General features: G+C 61.5%; 14 protein-coding genes and 1 pseudogene. 4 read left to right on the forward strand and 11 right to left on the reverse strand.

Going from position 1 to position 16,866, the window contains the following annotated elements; all coding sequences use genetic code 11:
* From QN219_RS15195 to QN219_RS15205, 3 genes and pseudogenes are all read right to left on the reverse strand, one after another.
* Positions 1 to 503 (reverse strand): annotated as a pseudogene (locus QN219_RS15195) (ABC transporter permease); the annotation flags it as partial.
* A gap of 164 nt (positions 504 to 667) precedes the next feature.
* Positions 668 to 2,173, reverse strand: a complete 1,506-nt coding sequence (locus tag QN219_RS15200; protein ID WP_284000543.1) for an ABC transporter substrate-binding protein — start codon at positions 2,171 to 2,173, stop codon at positions 668 to 670.
* Positions 2,174 to 2,269: 96 nt separating this feature from the next.
* A complete protein-coding gene (locus QN219_RS15205) occupies positions 2,270 to 3,163 on the reverse strand; it encodes a DMT family transporter (RefSeq protein WP_284000544.1) in 894 nt (297 codons plus the stop codon).
* 240 nt (positions 3,164 to 3,403) lie between these two features.
* Here QN219_RS15205 and QN219_RS15210 point away from each other — a divergent pair, with 240 nt between their 5' ends.
* From QN219_RS15210 to QN219_RS15225, 4 genes are read left to right on the forward strand one after another with little or no spacing between them, the layout of a single operon-like run.
* Positions 3,404 to 4,576 (forward strand): exo-alpha-sialidase, encoded by a 1,173-nt coding sequence (locus QN219_RS15210; protein WP_284000546.1) that lies wholly within the window; start codon positions 3,404 to 3,406, stop codon positions 4,574 to 4,576.
* On the forward strand, positions 4,573 to 5,529 hold the full coding sequence (gene pdxA, locus QN219_RS15215; RefSeq protein WP_284000547.1) for a 4-hydroxythreonine-4-phosphate dehydrogenase PdxA: 957 nt from the start codon (positions 4,573 to 4,575) through the stop codon (positions 5,527 to 5,529). The genes QN219_RS15210 and pdxA overlap by 4 nt, the downstream gene beginning before the upstream one ends.
* Positions 5,522 to 6,433 carry a dihydrodipicolinate synthase family protein gene (locus tag QN219_RS15220; RefSeq protein ID WP_284000548.1) on the forward strand — a complete coding sequence of 304 codons (912 nt, stop codon included), beginning with the start codon at positions 5,522 to 5,524 and terminating at the stop codon, positions 6,431 to 6,433. The genes pdxA and QN219_RS15220 overlap by 8 nt, the downstream gene beginning before the upstream one ends.
* Before the next feature lie 10 nt (positions 6,434 to 6,443).
* Positions 6,444 to 7,568, forward strand: a complete 1,125-nt coding sequence (locus tag QN219_RS15225) for an iron-containing alcohol dehydrogenase (RefSeq protein ID WP_284000549.1) — start codon at positions 6,444 to 6,446, stop codon at positions 7,566 to 7,568.
* Between the two features lie 194 nt (positions 7,569 to 7,762).
* Here QN219_RS15225 and QN219_RS15230 read toward each other — a convergent pair whose 3' ends face one another.
* The 8 genes from QN219_RS15230 to QN219_RS15265 all read right to left on the reverse strand — a co-directional run bounded on the left by QN219_RS15230 (position 7,763) and on the right by QN219_RS15265 (position 16,748).
* Complete coding sequence (locus QN219_RS15230) at positions 7,763 to 8,488, reverse strand: FadR/GntR family transcriptional regulator (protein WP_284000550.1); 726 nt, start codon at positions 8,486 to 8,488, stop codon at positions 7,763 to 7,765.
* Positions 8,488 to 9,540: a four-carbon acid sugar kinase family protein gene (locus tag QN219_RS15235; protein ID WP_284000551.1), complete on the reverse strand. Its 1,053-nt coding sequence runs from the start codon at positions 9,538 to 9,540 to the stop codon at positions 8,488 to 8,490. The genes QN219_RS15230 and QN219_RS15235 overlap by 1 nt, the downstream gene beginning before the upstream one ends.
* A gap of 345 nt (positions 9,541 to 9,885) precedes the next feature.
* On the reverse strand, positions 9,886 to 11,178 hold the full coding sequence (locus tag QN219_RS15240) for an NCS2 family permease (protein ID WP_284000552.1): 1,293 nt from the start codon (positions 11,176 to 11,178) through the stop codon (positions 9,886 to 9,888).
* A 597-nt stretch (positions 11,179 to 11,775) separates the two neighbouring features.
* On the reverse strand, positions 11,776 to 12,837 hold the full coding sequence (locus QN219_RS15245) for a DUF2218 domain-containing protein (RefSeq protein ID WP_284000553.1): 1,062 nt from the start codon (positions 12,835 to 12,837) through the stop codon (positions 11,776 to 11,778).
* A complete protein-coding gene (locus QN219_RS15250; RefSeq protein WP_284000554.1) occupies positions 12,834 to 13,676 on the reverse strand; it encodes an ABC transporter ATP-binding protein in 843 nt (280 codons plus the stop codon). Before QN219_RS15250 ends, QN219_RS15245 begins: the two co-directional genes overlap by 4 nt.
* Positions 13,673 to 14,713, reverse strand: a complete 1,041-nt coding sequence (locus tag QN219_RS15255; protein ID WP_284000555.1) for an iron chelate uptake ABC transporter family permease subunit — start codon at positions 14,711 to 14,713, stop codon at positions 13,673 to 13,675. Before QN219_RS15255 ends, QN219_RS15250 begins: the two co-directional genes overlap by 4 nt.
* The gene (locus tag QN219_RS15260) at positions 14,710 to 15,756 is read right to left on the reverse strand and encodes an iron ABC transporter permease (RefSeq protein ID WP_284000556.1); all 1,047 of its coding nucleotides are present in this window, start codon (positions 15,754 to 15,756) and stop codon (positions 14,710 to 14,712) included. The genes QN219_RS15255 and QN219_RS15260 overlap by 4 nt, the downstream gene beginning before the upstream one ends.
* Entirely contained in the window at positions 15,753 to 16,748 is a 996-nt protein-coding gene (locus tag QN219_RS15265; protein ID WP_284000557.1) for an iron-siderophore ABC transporter substrate-binding protein, read from the reverse strand. Before QN219_RS15265 ends, QN219_RS15260 begins: the two co-directional genes overlap by 4 nt.
* Positions 16,749 to 16,866 lie beyond the last annotated feature (118 nt).

The raw sequence follows: 16,866 nt of genomic DNA on the forward strand, positions 1-16,866 counted from the left end.
GTGCTCTTCATCCGGCCATTCGGCTTGATCCTGCAGGTCGTTCGCGGCTCGATGCTGACGATCGCGATCCAGAAATCCGGGGCCGATGCGCCGATCAGCGAAACCAGTGAGACGAAACGATCGAACAGGCCGCCGGGGCGGAAGGCCGCGATCGAGCCGATGGTGATGGCGAGCGCGGTCACCAGCGCGATGGTGATCAACGCCAGCTGCAGCGTCCAGGTGAAGGACTCGATAACCACGTCGATCGCAGGACGCGCCTTGCGGATCGAGTCGCCGAAGTCGAGTTGTAGGACGTCCCAGACATAGCGTCCGAACTGCTGGATCAGAGGATCATTCAGCCCATGCAGTTCGCGGAACTGGTCGAGCATTTCCTGGGTTGCATCGATCGGCAGGAACAAGGCTGCCGGATCGCCCGTCAGCCGCGACAGGAAGAACACCATAACCACGAGCGCGACGAGCGAGAAGAAACTCGACACGATGCGCCTCATCATCTTTTTTCCCATCGGTCCTACTCCCGATTGTTTACCGCATCCTGAACCGGAGCCGACTCAAGAAAAAACACGCGGTAATTCAAAGTGCTACAGCGCGCTTTGGTGCATCTGAAAGACACACGACGCTGTAGGGAAAAGGCGGAGTTGCCGCCGCCTTTCCCGTTCCAAAGTCCGCTTTACTTGAAGCGGATTTCCGACAGTTGCAGCTGCGAATTGGTTGCGATCGTCGGGGTGAAGTCGATCCGTGGATTGACCCGTGCGTAGCCCACCATGTGGAACAGCAGCACATCGGCGACCACATCGTCATGAAGATAGGCGATGAGCTTCTTCCAGCCGGCAGCGCGTGCCTCGCCGGTTGCCGCAGTCGCTTCGGCGATCATCTTGTCGACCTCCGGATTGGCGATGCCCGATTGACGGCCGTTGCTGTCATACTTGAAGTACATCGAGAAGACCGGATCGCCGCGCGCATTGTCGTGCTGTGCGGCGACAAGCTGCGGTCCGCGGTTTTCCGGATAGGGCTTCGAATACTGCTTTTCGAATTCCGCGACTTCGTACATCTGCAGTTTCGTCTTGAAGCCGACCTCTTCGAACATCTGCTGGGCAGCTTCGAGCACTTCCACCACGTTCGGGAAGTTGTTCGTACGACCGACGATGGTGATGGGCGTTTCGACAGGAACGCCATCGGTCTTCGCCTCGGCAAGCAGTTTCTTGGCGCCTTCCGGATCGAAGGGCGCGACCTTCACGTCGGGATTCCAGCCAAGTGTCGTCGGCGGCACGATTGCCGTCGCCTTGATCGCCCCCTTCGGCAGCAGCGTGCCGATGAAGGCGTCGCGATCGAGCGCCATGTTGAGCGCCTGGCGCACACGCTTGTCGTTGAGCGGCGGGATCGAGTGGTCGAGCCGCATATAGAAGGTTTCGGAGTTGGGATAGCTGAAATCCAGCTCGGCGTCATTGGCGTCGAGTTCGGAGATCAGCGGCGCAATGTCGGCCTCGCCGGCAGCGACCATGGCCGCCCGCACGGAAGGATCGGCGCGGAACACATAGGTGGCCTTCGTCACCTCCGGCGCGCTGCCCCAGTAATCGTCGCGGCGCGTAAGCGTGATGCTCTGACCCGCCTTCCATTCCGTGAGCTTGTAGGGACCCGTGCCGATCGGCTCGCGCGTGAATTCGATCGGGGTTTCGGCAGGCACGATCGTCACCAGCGTCATCAGGAGCGGCAGGATGGGCTGCGCCGGCATCGCGGTTATATCGATCGTGTTGTCGTCGACGACCTTGGTCTCAAGCTTGGTATCGCCGAAGTAGCGCGGGCTTTCGCAAGAGATCTTGTCGCTCATCGCCCGTTCGATCGAGTGCTTGACGTCACCGGCGTCAAAGGCCGATCCGTCGGAGAACTTTGCATCCTTGCGCAGATGGAAGCGCCAGGTGCCGGGGCTCGCCTCCTCCCACTTTTCGGCTAGGCGCGGCATCAACCCTTTATTATTGCGAACGTCGAGTTCCGTCAGTGTCTCGGAGACATTCTGCAGTATGATGCGCCCGATGTTCGAGCGCGTCGCCATGCAAGGCTCCACAAGGTCTACCTCTTCATCGAGAACGACCGTGATGTCCTTTGCCTCCTGGGCCCAGGCCGAGGCTGCCGCCGATGCGGTCATCATCAAGCCCAACAACAGTCTCTTACCCTTCATCTGTTCCTCCCTGATGAGCCAGCGCTTTCAATGTTCCGTGTCCGGCCGCGCTGCGGAGCCGTCGCCATCGGTTGCCGCCAATCGGCGGCGGTTGTCTCAATCTTCCGCCACCCGCCGCTTCAGTCGCCCGCCTCCGACGACGATCATCGTCGCAGCGAAAATGATCGCGGCACCGAGCCAGGTGGAGAGCCCTGCGACCTCGCCGAACAGGATCCAGGCCATGACCGCTACAAACGGCAGCCGCAGAAAATCCATCGGCGCAATCTGCGATGCGTCCGCGATGCTGAATGCCTTGGTCATCAGCGCCATGTTAGCGGCCCCCATCGCGCCCTGCAGTGCGAGCAAGGCGAACTCGCGAAGGTCGGGCGTCGTCCAGTAGAGAGCCGCAGGCACAGCCGCCAACGGTACGGTTACGATCAGGTTCCAGACGACCAGCGTCTCGGTCGAATCCAGGTCCGACATGCGCTTCAGCATGAGCTGTACGAGCGCCTGCAGCGCGGCGCCGGCGAGCGCCAGAAGCAAGACCGGGGCCATGCCGCCCTGCCCTGCGGGGTCGATGATGATCAACGCACCCGCGAAGCCCGCCACGAGGGCGAAAACGAGGCCCGGCGTCAACCTTTCGCCGAGCCAAAGCCAAGCGCCAAGCATCAGAAAGATCGGCGTCGTGAACATGATCGCCATCGCATCGGCCAGTGGTGCGGCGGCGAAGGCCATGAAAAAACAAACGAGCGCGGCAAGCTTCAGCGCCGCCCGCGTGACATGCTGGAGCCGATAGCCGGATTTGAGAACGCGAGGGCGCGCCAGGATCAACGGGACGATTGTTGCCAAGCCGAAGAGGCTGCGAAAGAAGCCGATGACGAACGCATGCATCTCACCCGCAAGGAGACGCACAACCGCCGCATCCGCGGCAGCAAGCGCAGCGGCCACTGCGACGCAACAAAGCGCCTTGGCCGTCGAACGCTCACTCTGATGATTGACGATTGCCGCCATGCTCTCCCGTGACGCTCCTCTCGCTCACTTGAAACCAGACTGGATCAACGTCAACAATTTGTCAACTCATGCATTGCTATTTCGGGTGGTGGTATTTTTTCTCCATTTTATCCGCTTGATAACACATAATTTTTGCTACTCTGAATGCGAATTGGCACTCCTGATTTGATCATATCCAACTTGACAACATCTGATTATTTTTGAATTCTTTTGCACATCGACAGGAAAGGGAGGGGAGAATTGACCCCAGAAGAGATCGGAAGACGCATGGACGGGCACATGGTTCGCATCGAGGCGGACCGCGAAGAGGCCTTTCTGCCCTCCCCCAGGATTCACAATCACGCGTCGTTCCTGGCGTTCCTGCCCGATGGCTCTCTCGCCTGCGCCTGGTTTGCCGGGACACTCGAGGGCAAATCGGACATCTCCATTCACCTCTCGATCCTTGCGCCCGGAAGTGGCACCTGGTCGGATACAGTCCAGGTCAGCGACGATCCGGAACGCTCCGAACAAAATCCGATGATCTTCGTTCGCCCCGACGGCGGCATCAGCCTGTTTCACACGGCGCAGCCATCGGGAAACCAGGACGAAAGCCGCGTGCGCGAACGGTCCTTGATCCTTGAGAATGGAGCGCCCGTTTCAGAACCGGCGCGTGATCTTGGACTGGCGGCCGGGACGTTCATCCGGGCGGCAATCGTCCGGCGTGACGATGGTGCCTGGATGCTGCCTCTGTTCCTGTGCAACCCTCGCCCCGGCGCGCGCTGGACCGGCACACACGACACCGCGGCCGTGGCGGTCAGCAACGATGAGGGCGCGAACTGGTCGGTCATCGACGTCCCTCAGTCCTATGGCTGCGTCCACATGACGATCGTGCCGCTTGACGATAACGAGATGGTCGCATTCTTCCGCCGTCGCCAGGCGGACTTCGTCTACCGTTCGACGAGCAGCGATGGCGGGCGGAACTGGTCGCCGCCGGAGGCGACGGATGTGCCCAATAACAATTCCTCGATCGCGACTGTCCGTCTCGCCGACGGACGCGTGGCGCTGCTTTGCAATCCGGTCTCAGCGGCAACATCGAGCGATCGGCGCGATTCGCTCTATGATGAACTTGGCGAGGACGATAATCGCCCGAACGCCGAGGGCGGCATAACGCCGATCTGGGGCGTTCCCCGGGCGCCGCTGACGCTTTGCGTGTCGACGGACGGCGGCAGGACCTTTCCGCTTCGGCGCGTCGTTGAAGATGGCCCGGGCACCTGCCTTTCGAACAATTCGCTCGATGGCCGGAATCATGAGCTTTCCTATCCGGCGCTTCTCGAAGACGGTGAAGGCAACCTCCACATCGCCTTCACCTTCCATCGACGCGCGATCAAATACGTCCGCCTCGCCAGGGGCTGGATCGACGGAGACCCTAAATGAGCAAGATCGTTGGTATAACCATGGGCGACCCGGCAGGGGTGGGACCGGAGATCATCGTCAAGGCCCTTGCCGAGATGAGCGCCGCCGACCGGGCCGCAACGCGGGTGTTCGGGAACCTGGCGCAGATCGAGGCAGCGAAGGCAATTCTCGGCATTGAACTCGACCTCCGGGATATCGTCGAGGATGTTCCGATCGAAGGGGCTCCCCTGCCATGGGGCAAGCTTAGCGCGGTCTCCGGCGATGCGTCCTTTCGTTTCATCGACCTCGCCGTCAAGGCTGCAATGGCCGGAGAGATCGGCTGCATCGTCACCGCGCCGATCAACAAGGAGGCGCTCAATTCGGCCGGGCACCACTATGATGGCCACACCGGCATGCTGACCGCGCTGACCGGCTCGAAATCCGCCTTCATGCTGCTCGCGTCTGAGCGTCTCAAGGTCATCCATGTCTCGACCCATGTTTCGCTGAAGGATGCGATCGGGCGCGCCAAGCCCGAGCGCATTCTGGCGACGATCCGAGCGGGGAACGAGCATCTCAAACGCATCGGCTACGAGAAGCCCAGAATCGCGGTTGCCGGCATCAACCCGCATTGCGGCGAAAACGGCCTCTTCGGAACGGAAGATGACGAGCACATCGCGCCGGCCGTGGCCGAGGCGCGTGCCGAAGGTATCGACGTACAGGGCCCGATTTCGGCAGACACGGTTTTCCACCGCGCCTACCAGGGCGGCTTCGATCTCGTCATCGCGCAATATCACGATCAGGGTCACATCCCGATCAAGCTGGTCGCCTTCGACACGGCGGTGAACGTCTCTGTGGGCCTGCCGATCGATCGGACTTCGGTCGATCACGGGACGGCCTTCGATATCGCCGGTACGGGCAAAGCCAACCACGTCAACATGAACGCCGCTATCGCCTATGCGCGCAAGCTTATCGCCGGGAAGAACGCAAATGTCTGATTTCGAAATTGGCGGCGTGTTCTGCGCCGCAACCACAGCCGTGACGACCGATGGCAGACCGGATTTCCGCCTGTTCGTAGACCATTGCCGAAAGCTGTTGGACGAAGGCTGCCACGGCATCGCCCTCTTGGGCACGACAGGAGAAGCCAATTCCTTCGGATTGAAGGACCGCATGGAAATTCTCGACCGGGCCATTGCCGGCGGCATCCGTCCGGAACAGCTCCTGCCGGGAACCGCCCAATCGGCCGTCGCCGACACGATCGAACTCACCCGCCACGCCGTCCGGGCTGGTGTGCGCGGCGTCGTGATGCTGCCGCCCTTCTACTACAAGGGCGTCAGCGCAGAAGGCATTTATCGCGCCTATGCCCGCATCATCGAAGGCGTCGGCGACGACCGGCTGAGGATAGTGCTCTATCACATTCCCCAGGTTTCCGGCGTGGCGATCCCGCATGAGGTCATCGGCCGTCTTCGCGAAGATTTCCCGGGAATCGTCGTCGGCATCAAGGATAGTTCGGGCGATCTCGAAAACATGAAGGCCATGGTCAAGGCCTTCCCGGACTTCGGCGTGCTCGCAGGTGCCGACCCGTTGCTGCTGCCGTTGCTTGAGGCGGGTGGTGCCGGCTGCATCACTGCAAGCTCGAACCTCGTCGCCGCCGAACTGCGCCTCGTCTTCGACAATTGGAACGTCGCCGGCAAGGAGACGGAGGTGAAAGCCGCCCAGGAGAAGATCGTCGCGTGGCGTGAACTCACCAATGCCTATGTCCAGCTTCCGACCGTCAAGGCGCTGGTTGCGCGCCGCCGGGGCGACAACGGCTGGCTGCGCGTCAATCCGCCCCTGGTGGAGGTGACGGACGCGGAACGCGACGCGGTCTGGGCCCGCATGGCACAGCTGGAAGAGGCGTGAGGGGGCGATCATGGACGGAATGGCGAAACCGATTACGCTCCACCAACCGAAGCGCCTCGAGATCGGCGCGGGCGCCTCGGCGAGGCTCGGTGCCTTGGCCGAGAGCGCCCAGCGCGTCTTGATCATCGCGTCGGAACACACGATCGGCTTTGCGGAAAGGCTCGGCCTCGGCAACAAGGCATCGATCTTTTCCGATGTTCCAGCCGAACCGGACGACAGGGCACTCACCGCTGCCCTGGAGGCGGCCCGTGCCTTGCGGCCAGACCTCGTCGTCGGACTCGGCGGCGGCTCGGTGCTGGACGTTGCGAAACTGGTCGCGGCCCTCTGGGACGGATCACAATTGCTCGACGACGTCGTCGGACCGGACAAGGTCGAAGGCCGTCGAACCCGGCTGGCGCAGGTGCCGACAACGGCCGGTACGGGATCGGAAGCCGGCATCCGCGCGCTGATCACCGACAGCGCCACGCATTCCAAGAAAGCGGTCGAAAGCCCGCACCTGTTGGCAGATATCGCCATCCTCGATCCGGAGCTGACCTGGTCGGTGCCGCCGGCGGTGACTGCGGCGACAGGCATCGACGCCATGGCGCACTGCGTGGAAGCCTTCACCAATATCCGCGCACATGACCTGATCGACAGCTATGCCCGCATGGGGATCCGGCTCGTCGGCAAATACCTCGCTCGTGCCGTGGCGAACGGGCGCGACACGGAAGCGCGCGCCGGCATGATGCTCGCATCCTACTACGGCGGCATTTGCTTGGGCCCCGTGAATACGGCTGCCGGCCACGCCCTTGCCTACCCGCTCGGCACGCGGCTTGGACTGCCGCACGGACTGGCAAACGCCATCATCTTCCCGCACGTGCTCGCTTACAACGCACCGGTGCGCAAGGAAAAGACCGCGGAAGTCCTCGATGCGCTCGGCCTTCCCACGTTCGACGATCAGGCGCAGATCCTCAAGGCAGCCCACCGCTTTTGCGCGGAGCTCGGCGTGGAAATGCGTCTGTCGGCTCACGGCGCCGATCCGGACGCTCTGGAGATTTGGGCAGGCGAGGCTCACGCCATTCGCCGGTTGATGGACAACAATCCGCGCGAGATGTCTGTGCGTGACGTGCTGGACATCTATAGGGCCACATTCTGACGAGCCGCGGGTCACACGTTCATTTGAGATCCGTGACGACAGGTCACCGGTCGGCACTGGACTGCCGGCGATTTACGCCAGCAGCAATCATGCTTTGCCGACTAGCTGGGAGTATCCGTGCGCGGGCTGGACATCGACAGTCAGCGAGCCGCGAAGGCGAGTTGAGTGCACGTCATGGCGACGGGCATGTGAGGTCAGCCGCCCTGCGTGTACTCCGGACGCCGGCCCTCGAAAAGCCGATCGCGAGAACCGCGGATATGCTGACGCATGAGCTCGCGCGCCTGGTTCTGTTTTCGGTCACGAATAGCCTCGTAGATCGCCGCATGCTCGTCGTAGACATGGCGCAAGCCAGCGACGGAGTTTTTCAGCGACAGACCGTGGAACTGCATGCCGATGGCGATGTGATCCTTGAGCGCTTCCATCGCCGTCGAGAAGTAGCTATTTCCGGACGCCTGGGCGATTGCCAGATGGAACATGAAATCGGCGTCCTCCCTATGGCGCTGCCGATTGGTCGCGTCCTGCAAAGTCTCGAGCGCAAGCCTGATCACCCGGATCTGCGTTTCGCTGTGCCGCTCGGCAGCAAGCGCCGCGGCCTCGGGTTCTACCGTCATGCGGAATTCGTAACAGTTCTGCAGATCGGCGATATTTTCGAGCGGTCCGAAGCCAAGCGGCTGCCGCAAACCCTGAATTCGAACGAAACTGCCAGCCCCCTGCCGCGAATAGACAAGGCCCTGATCGCGAAGTCTTTTGAGGGCATCGCGAACGACCGGGCGTGAGACCTGGAACTCCGCCGCCAGCTCATGCTCGGTAGGCAGACGCTCATCGCTCTGATAAGCGCCGGATTTGATCGCGTGTTGCAACCGTTCGAAGACGACCTCGCTCAGGCTCTTGCGGTGCGAAAGCTGCTCTCCGGCGCGCATCAGGCCAATACCTCTTTCCTCGTCATGGCGCGGACCACCTTGGAAAGCGTGTCGGAATCGCCAAAGCCGCCCGATTTGGTAATGTAGAATCGGCCGTCATGCTCGGCAACCGGGAGGCCCGGCAGCACTTCCCCGACCAGACGGAGAACACGAATGTTCTGGCGATCGAAATAGGCTTCCGCCGTCGCACCGCCCGAGAGCAGCATCGTCCGGCATCCGTCAGTAAACGCGGCCGCGGATTCCGCGAGCGCCGCAGCCACATCTAACGCCCTAGCCGGCGACACGCCCTCCACCGCCTGTATCAAAGTCACGTCCTTTGCGCGCTCGTAATCGTGGCGGACCTGTTCCACCTGTCCCGCAGGCGCCGCCAGATAGAGGAGATCCGGCACGGCACGCCGCAGCTCTTCGACCTGCGCCACGGTGATCGGATCCCGGGAGCCGATGGCCATAAGCAGTTGCCCCTCCCTCGCGGCAAAGGGCTCCGCAGGCGGCCTGCCCGTCCTGCTCGCCAAAGCGTTGGCGAGCGAAAGCGCGCCGACGAGAAGATCGCCGGGTTCAATCCCATCGACAGCAACGCGCATCTCTTCGACCGTCCGCGTGTCGGGCACGACGGCGCGATCGGCGACGACACCCAGGCGCTCGGCAACGGAGATCGGCTGATCGATCCCGAAGCCGCGGATCTGGCCGTCGCCGACGACGCGACCAAATTCCGGGATCGCCGGCAACACGACCGCCCTTGCAAAATCCAGAACGGAAAGCTCCGCCTCGACGTTGCCCTTCAGGCGCGAGTCGACCTTCTTGAAGATCCGCATGCCAGGTGTCATCGCCTGCTGCGCGAGGAGGACGCGTCGCGCGGCCTCTGCCGCGTCGATTTCGCGGCTACGCGTCGTAACCGCGATCACGTCGGAGCCGCGCTCGATCGCCTCGCCAAGCGCGCTCTGGTCTGCGACGACGTCGACCGAGAAGCCATGAACCGCGAAAGGCGCCGCCGTATCGAACGCGCCGGTCAGGTCATCGGCAATGATCAAAAGCCTGTTCTGCATTGCATCCATGCGGCATCCAATTTTACAAATTCTCAAGCGAACGATGCAGAATCGCGCTCATTTTTCCTTTTCAAATCATGGCAGAACCTGTGACGAAGGCAACATATTTTTACAAGTACAGGACAAGTTGAAGCTCAATGATTTCAGAGCTTCGCGAGCGTCGGGTATCGATAGGAGCGAGAGGCGAAGTCGCCTCCTAGATATGCTGCTGACAACATCAGTGGAGGGCATCTCGGCCAGACCAATCGATCAACAAAAGGAAAGGCCGAACCTGCTGAACGCAGATCCGGCCGACTCGTTGTCGGAACAAGGAAACAAATGGGGGCCGGAAACCTCCGCCCCGGCGTCAACCGTTCAGCCGCCGAAGAACGCGAAGCGAACGACGAACAGGGCTGCCACGATCTGCGTTGCCGGGTGGATGACGTTCCACTTGCCGGTGAACACCTTGAGCACGACGTAGCTCACGAAGCCGAAGGCAAGGCCGTTGGCGATCGAATAGGTGAAGGGCATGGCGATCGCGGTCAGCGCCGCGGGTGCTGCTTCGGTCAAATCGTCCCACTGGATTTCGGTGAGCTCGCGCATCATCAGGCCAGCGACATAGAGCAGCGCCGGCGCCGTTGCGTAAGACGGAACCGCCGCTGCGAGTGGCGAGATGAACAGCGCGGCGAGGAACAGCACGGAAATGACCAGCGCCGTAAGACCGGTACGGCCACCGGCCTGGACGCCGGAAGCGCTCTCGACATAGGCCGTGGTGCTGCTCGTGCCGATCAGCGAGCCGGCGATGATTGCCGAACTGTCGGCAAGCAGAGCACGGCCGAGCCGGCTTGGCTTGCCTTCCTCGACCAGCTTCGCGCGTTTGGCGACGCCGATCAGCGTGCCGGTCGCATCGAACACTTCGACGAGCACGAAGACGAGAATGACATGGACCAGGCCGCCATGCAGCGCACCCATAACGTCGAGTTGCATGAAGGTCGGGGCGATGCTCGGCGGCACCGAAACGATGCCCTTGAATTCGCTGACGCCAAGCAGCATCGACAGGACCGTGACGACGAGGATACCGATCAGGATCGCGCCGCGGATCCTTAGCGAATCCAGTACGGCAATAACGAAGAAGCCGAGGATGGCGAGCAAAGGTCCGGTCTGCTTGAGGTCGCCGAGCCCGACGAGCGTCGCCGGGTTGTCGACGACGATACCGGCGTTCTTGAGCGCGATGATGCCGAGGAACAGGCCGATACCCGTCGCAATGGCGCTGCGCAACGAATGAGGAATGCCGGCAATCAGCCAGCTTCGCACGCCCGTGACCGTTAGCAGCAGGAAGATGAGACCGGAGATGAACACGGCGCCGAGCGCCTGCTGCCACGTGAAGCCAAGGGCGGCGACGACGGTGAAGGCAAAGAAGGCGTTGAGCCCCATGCCCGGCGCCATGCCGATCGGCCAATTGGCGACGAGAGCCATGACTGCCGAGCCGAGCGCGGCGGCAAGACAGGTCGCGACGAAGATCGCATCGCGATCCATGCCGGTCGTCGACAGAATGTCGGGGTTGACGAAGATGATGTACGACATCGTCAGGAATGTCGTGAGGCCGGCAACCAGCTCGGTGCGGGCGGTCGTCCCATGCTCTTTCAGTTTGAAAAGTCGTTCAAACATATTTCCTCCCTTGGCAGACGCCATCACGACGCAGCCGAACGACAGCGGCCGGGCAGATGCTCCTCCAACGTCCCGGCCATTTGTATTTTTAACCGACCCGGAATTCAAAACGTCAGGCGGCCATTCGGCCCTTCGGCCCGCACCGGATGAGCGCAGCGAATGCCTCATGCAGAGCGAAATGATTGTGCGTCGTCGCGCGAAGGATCGCTAGCCACCCATTTCGACGGCACAGACGAAAGACTTTCAAATTTTTCAGCGCAGTGAGGACCGCGTCACTTTCTCATGTTGGCGCGGATCGGTCCCCGACGGGCGGCACAAAGGCGACATCATGGCCCACTGTTGATGGGGCAAAATGAACCTGATGCTTGCGCAGTTAGAGGGGTCAGCTTCCACATGAACGGAGTACAGACGGGCGAGGCAATGTTCGAGCATCAGCCGTCATCAATTGGAAGGCTGAGGCCGTCATTGAAGACGCGAGTGGCGACGTGTTCCTGAGGATGAGTAGAGAATGGACTGACCGACTGGGAGACAACCGACCACAAACGTGACACTTGGAGCCGACGCTATGTTCTTCCAACTTGGGATCAAAAAGAAGTGCTACACATTTCTCTCCCAATACCAAGCGACATACATCTTCTTGCGATCATGTTGCCGCGCTTTGAGGAACGTCCGGATGGCTCGTATGTCTCCTCTTTCACACGCAGCCCAGACAAATGCTTCGTCATTGACGGTTTCAATCGCAGTTTTCGCTTCGGACACGAGAATATCGGCAGCACCTTCCGGATAGCTACCCCGATGCAACCAACGCACATCAAGCACGCCAGCGGTTGGAAGCGGCTGCTCTTCTGCCTTGTCCTCAACCTCGATGATGGCCCGCATACGCGTTTCAGCCGGAACCTCGGCCGCGATCCGTGCTATGGCTGGCAATGCGCTCTCGTCGCCGATCAGCAGAATGGATCGCTCCGCTGGCAGACTGCCTGCGCCTGGCCCGAGAAGTGCGGCCACGTCTCCGGGCTGCGCGTCGCGCGCAAAATCGGCACCAGGTGTCGATACCCCTGGGGCTGGATGCTGCAAGAAATCGACCCACAACTCACCGCGATCGTGATCCACGGCGCGGATGGTATAGACACGAACCACAAGCTCGTTCTCGCCTTCTGGCCAAGCGATGCGGCCATCTTCCCGGAAGCCGGGCCAGACCGGCGGTTTGCCTTTCGGCGGCACCAGCAGGCGGACATGCATGTCGCCTCCCACAAAAGGCGTGACGTCCGCGCAGGAAAATATCACACGGCGCATATGCGGAGTGACGTCGTGCGCCGAGACGACTGTCACCTCATGAAGATTCGGCAGCACCGACAAAGCCGTCGGTTCCGACCAGGTCAATTCGAACGGCTGGTCTTCGGCAAAATAGAAAAGATGTTCCGCCAGGATCGTACGGCTCATGTGCAGCATTTCAGGGGTCGGACAGTCGAGATCGATCAACAAGCGAGCGTTTTCGAGCCGGATGCACGCAACGCCGACCTTGCTCCGCAGGACAGCCAGGTCGTCTATCCGTTCCACCTCGGCATGTTCGACAAAATGCTCGCAAATCTCGTCGAGCATGTCGGCAGCACTGCTGGGAACTGCTACGCCGGACAGCTTGAATGAAGGTACCGCGTTCATGCGAACTTCTCCTTTTGTGACACGTCGCTCATGTCATCGGCGGCTGCCATCCGGTGACGCCCGATCGGCAGCATGATTGGCCGACCCGACGTGGGATCACTGATGATGCGACTGTCGAGGCCGAAAACATGCCGCACGGTATCTTCGGTCAGCACCTCGTTCGACGTGCCCGAAATGTGGACGCGCCCGTCGGCAATCGCGACGAGATGGTCGGCATAGCGGGCTGCAAGGTTGAGATCGTGCAGGACCATGACAACCGTCGTGCCGCGCATGCTGTTCAGATCGGTCAGAAGATCGAGCACCTCGATCTGATGGTTGATGTCGAGAAAGGTCGTCGGCTCGTCGAGCAGCAGGATGTCTGTCTCCTGCGCGAGTGCCATGGCGATCCAGACCCGCTGCCGCTGGCCGCCGGACAGCTCGTCGATCGGCCGCTCGGCAAGGTCGAACGTCTTTGTCGCCGCAAGCGCACTGTCGACCGCCTCGTCGTCCTGTCGCGTCCAGCGGGAAAACAGGCTTTGATGCGGATGCCGCCCCCGGCTGACGAGGTCGGCCACAGTGATGCCTTCCGGCGCGATCGGCGATTGCGGCAGCAGACCCAGCGTCCGGGCGAGGTCTCGCGAAGGTGTCCGGTGGATGGATTTGCCGTCGAGGAGAACCCGCCCCTCGCTGGGCGCGATCAATCGCGAGAGCGTCCGAAGAAACGTGGACTTGCCACAGGCATTGGCGCCAACGATCACGGTGATCTTCCCAGGGGGAACGGTGAGGTCGAGCCCATGCAGGATTTCGGTATTGTCATAGCCGGCCGACAGTCCGCTGGCGACGAGCAGATGATCGGTCATAACAAGCCTCCGGTCCGGTTGATGCGAACGATCAGGTATATCAGGTAGGGAGCACCAAGCGCGCCAGTTACGACGCCGACCGGGTAGCGGCCCGGCAGAAGATGCTGCCCGACATAGTCGGCGGCGAGTACGAGAATGGCACCCGTCAGCGCCGACGGCATCAGCAGCGACCCGTCGTTTCGAATGATCCGGCCGGCGATTGGCCCCGACAGGAAAGCGACGAAGGCGATCGGTCCCGTTGCTGCGGTCGCCGACGCGATCAGACCGACCGCTGCTAAAATCACCAGCATCCGGGTTTGCGAGACCCTCGTACCAAGGCCGGCCGCCATATCGTCACCCAAGCGCAATGTCTCGAGATCGCGACCGCGACTGAGCAGAAGCCCACCGAAAGACAGAAGGGCAAGCAGAAGCGGTAGCGCCTGGTCAAGCTGGGCGCCGTTGACGCTGCCAGTCAGCCAGCGCATCGCCTCCTGCAAACTCCAGGCGGGCGCCGATTGCAGGATGTAGGCGATGACACTTTGCAGCATGGCGGAAACGCCAATACCGACAAGGATCAGCCGGGTGCCGGCGACCCCATTGCGGAAAGAAAGGCCGTAGACGAGCAGAGCCACACCAAGGCCCGCCACAACAGCGATAATCGAAACCATGGGTCCGTTTATCGACAGGACTACAATGGCGAAAACGGCAGCCGCCCCTGCCCCGGAGGTGATCCCGATAATGTCGGGACTGGCGAGCGGATTGCGCAACATGACCTGAAACGCAACACCGCCCAGTCCGAAGCACAATCCGGCAAGGATCGACAACGCGGCGCGTGGCAACCTCAGTTGTCCCACACTGAAGGATGCGCCCGGAACCGTTTCGCCGACCAGCACGCGCAAAACGTCGCCCGGCGGCGTGATGGATTGCCCAACCGACAACGTGACGGCGAAGATCACTGCGACGAGGGTCAGCAACACCGCAAGAATGACAGCGTGCCTGCGCGCGCGCCTGCGACGGTTTGCGATGACGACATCAATGGTGGCCGAGTGATTTGTCACAGGTCCCTCACACGCTGGCGCCTGACGATCCAGATGAAGAATGGCGCACCGATCAGCGCGGTGACGATGCCGACATCGATCTCTGCGGGGCGTGCGGCGATGCGTCCGAGAACATCCGCCGCGAGCAGGAGACACGCGCCGCCAAGCGTCGAAAAAGGCAGCAACCACCGATGGTCCACGCCGATCAACAGGCGGCAGAGATGCGGCACGACCAGTCCGAGGAAGCCGATCGGCCCGCACACGGCTGTCGTCGCACCGCAGAGAAGGATAGCGCCGAGGGACGCAACGGCACGCGCGGTTGCGACGCTTTCGCCAAGCCCGGTCGCCAGATCGTCACCGAGCGCAAGAGAATTGAGTTTTCTGGCCGACAGCAGGCTGATGACAAAACCTACAAGAAGAAACGGCAAGACGGGAAGGATACGCTCGTAAGTCGCGCCGCCGACACCACCGACCTGCCAGGAATGAACACCGCCGGCGATATCGCCCCGCGGCAGCACGACGGCGATAGCCACGGACGCAAAGGCGACCGACGTCGCCGCGCCTGCGAGCGCCAGCTTCAAAGGCGTTGCGCCGCCTCTTCCCAGCGAACCGATGGCGTAGACGAAGATTGCGGCGCTTCCGGCTCCGAAGATCGCAGTCCAGATGTAGGCATAGGCGGACGACATCCCGAACCAGGCAACACCGACGACGACTGCGAGCGACGCCCCCATGTTGACGCCGAGAATGCCGGGATCTGCTAGCGGATTCCGGGTCACGCCTTGCATGATCGCTCCGGCCAACCCCAGAGCGCCCCCGGCAAGCAGCGCCAGCAAGGTCCGCGGAATGCGCAGAGCGACCGATGCCCGACCGATGTTATCCTGCGCACCGCCCAGCGCCGCGGCGATATCGTTCCACCCGACGTTGCGCGTGCCAACGGTAACAGAGGTGACAAGCAAGATCGCCAGGAGTGCAAAAAGCGCGGCCAGCCAAAGACTTCGCATTCGGTTGAAACGGGACAGGGCCGACCAACACCCGTCCGATGTCTTGATGATTCCGGCGGTCATTTCGGCTTCTTGGCTGCCTCGCTCAGCAGCTTCACGTAGTCCTTCAAGACCCATCTGATCGACAGCGGCGTCGGGTTTGCGGCATTGCCAACCGCGTTGTTGCCGAGCATGACAATGGATTCCCGGGCAACGGCTGGCATATGCAGCATCAGCGGGTTGGCTTTCAAAGCATCGAAAAGCGTCCCATCGCCGTAGGTAACGAGAATATCGACATCGTCGAAGGCATCGATCTGCTCGGCGCTGACAGAGCCTGAGAATTTTCCGGGCTGCGATGCCTGCACGACACTTTTCGGTGATGTGAGCCCGAGATCGGCAAAGAATTTCACGCGCGTGTCGTTGGTCGTGTAAAAATTGACGATGCTGAGGTCCCACGCACTGAGATGCGTGATGAACATCGCCGATTTGCCCTTGAGTTCAAGATGTTGATCAAGTGTGCGGGCGATGTCGACCTCGATATCGGCGATTAGCGCCTCGCCCTCGGCAGTCATCCCGAGTCCGGCGCTGTTCAACCGGATTGTCTCGCGCCAATCCGTCGACCAGGGCGCCTGAGGATAAGCAACGACAGGTGCAATCTCGCTCAAGGTATCATAGTCCGCTTGGCTGAGGCCAGAATAGGCAGCAAGGATGACGTCCGGTTGCGTGGCGGCGACCGCCTCGAAATCGATGCCATCACCCTCGTCGAAAAGCACCGGCTTTTCGGCCTTGAGCTCGTCCAGCCGTGCGGCGACCCACGGCAGAATGCCATCACCATCGTCGTTGCCGAAGTTGGCACGCGCCATGCCAACCGGAACGATGCCAAGAGCCAGCGGTACTTCGTGGTTCGCCCAGGCGACGGTTGCGACCCGCTCCGGCTTCTTCTCGATGTTGGTAGTGCCGAAGGCATGCTTGATGGTGATGGGATATGAAGCGCTCTCGGCGGCGAACACGGTTTCGTGCCTGCCTGCCCAAACAAGGGCTATCATTGCCAGTACGGCGAAACGAAACAGCTTCATCGCCACACTCCATTCAAGGTTATAAGTTGACTCCAAATCTCAGCTTAGTTGCGCGGCGTCAACGGCAAAGCAGCCGATATCCAGAAGGTGCGTGGAGATTTCCGGCGGATCGTACAAA

It is taken from the genome of Sinorhizobium sp. 8-89 (genome assembly GCF_030124325.1).
In the GTDB taxonomy this organism is placed as follows: domain Bacteria; phylum Pseudomonadota; class Alphaproteobacteria; order Rhizobiales; family Rhizobiaceae; genus Sinorhizobium.

Excerpts from the sequence above, each read along its gene's own strand:
- QN219_RS15200 (WP_284000543.1), bottom strand. The coding sequence starts at position 2,173 with ATGAAGGGTAAGAGACTGTTGTTGGGCTTGATGATGACCGCATCGGCG.
- QN219_RS15205 (WP_284000544.1), bottom strand. The coding sequence starts at position 3,163 with ATGGCGGCAATCGTCAATCATCAGAGTGAGCGTTCGACGGCCAAGGCG.
- pdxA (WP_284000547.1), top strand. The coding sequence starts at position 4,573 with ATGAGCAAGATCGTTGGTATAACCATGGGCGACCCGGCAGGGGTGGGA.
- QN219_RS15220 (WP_284000548.1), top strand. The coding sequence starts at position 5,522 with ATGTCTGATTTCGAAATTGGCGGCGTGTTCTGCGCCGCAACCACAGCC.
- QN219_RS15225 (WP_284000549.1), top strand. The coding sequence starts at position 6,444 with ATGGACGGAATGGCGAAACCGATTACGCTCCACCAACCGAAGCGCCTC.
- QN219_RS15230 (WP_284000550.1), bottom strand. The coding sequence starts at position 8,488 with ATGCGCGCCGGAGAGCAGCTTTCGCACCGCAAGAGCCTGAGCGAGGTC.
- QN219_RS15235 (WP_284000551.1), bottom strand. The coding sequence starts at position 9,540 with ATGGATGCAATGCAGAACAGGCTTTTGATCATTGCCGATGACCTGACC.
- QN219_RS15240 (WP_284000552.1), bottom strand. The coding sequence starts at position 11,178 with ATGTTTGAACGACTTTTCAAACTGAAAGAGCATGGGACGACCGCCCGC.
- QN219_RS15245 (WP_284000553.1), bottom strand. The coding sequence starts at position 12,837 with ATGAACGCGGTACCTTCATTCAAGCTGTCCGGCGTAGCAGTTCCCAGC.
- QN219_RS15250 (WP_284000554.1), bottom strand. The coding sequence starts at position 13,676 with ATGACCGATCATCTGCTCGTCGCCAGCGGACTGTCGGCCGGCTATGAC.
- QN219_RS15260 (WP_284000556.1), bottom strand. The coding sequence starts at position 15,756 with ATGACCGCCGGAATCATCAAGACATCGGACGGGTGTTGGTCGGCCCTG.
- QN219_RS15265 (WP_284000557.1), bottom strand. The coding sequence starts at position 16,748 with ATGAAGCTGTTTCGTTTCGCCGTACTGGCAATGATAGCCCTTGTTTGG.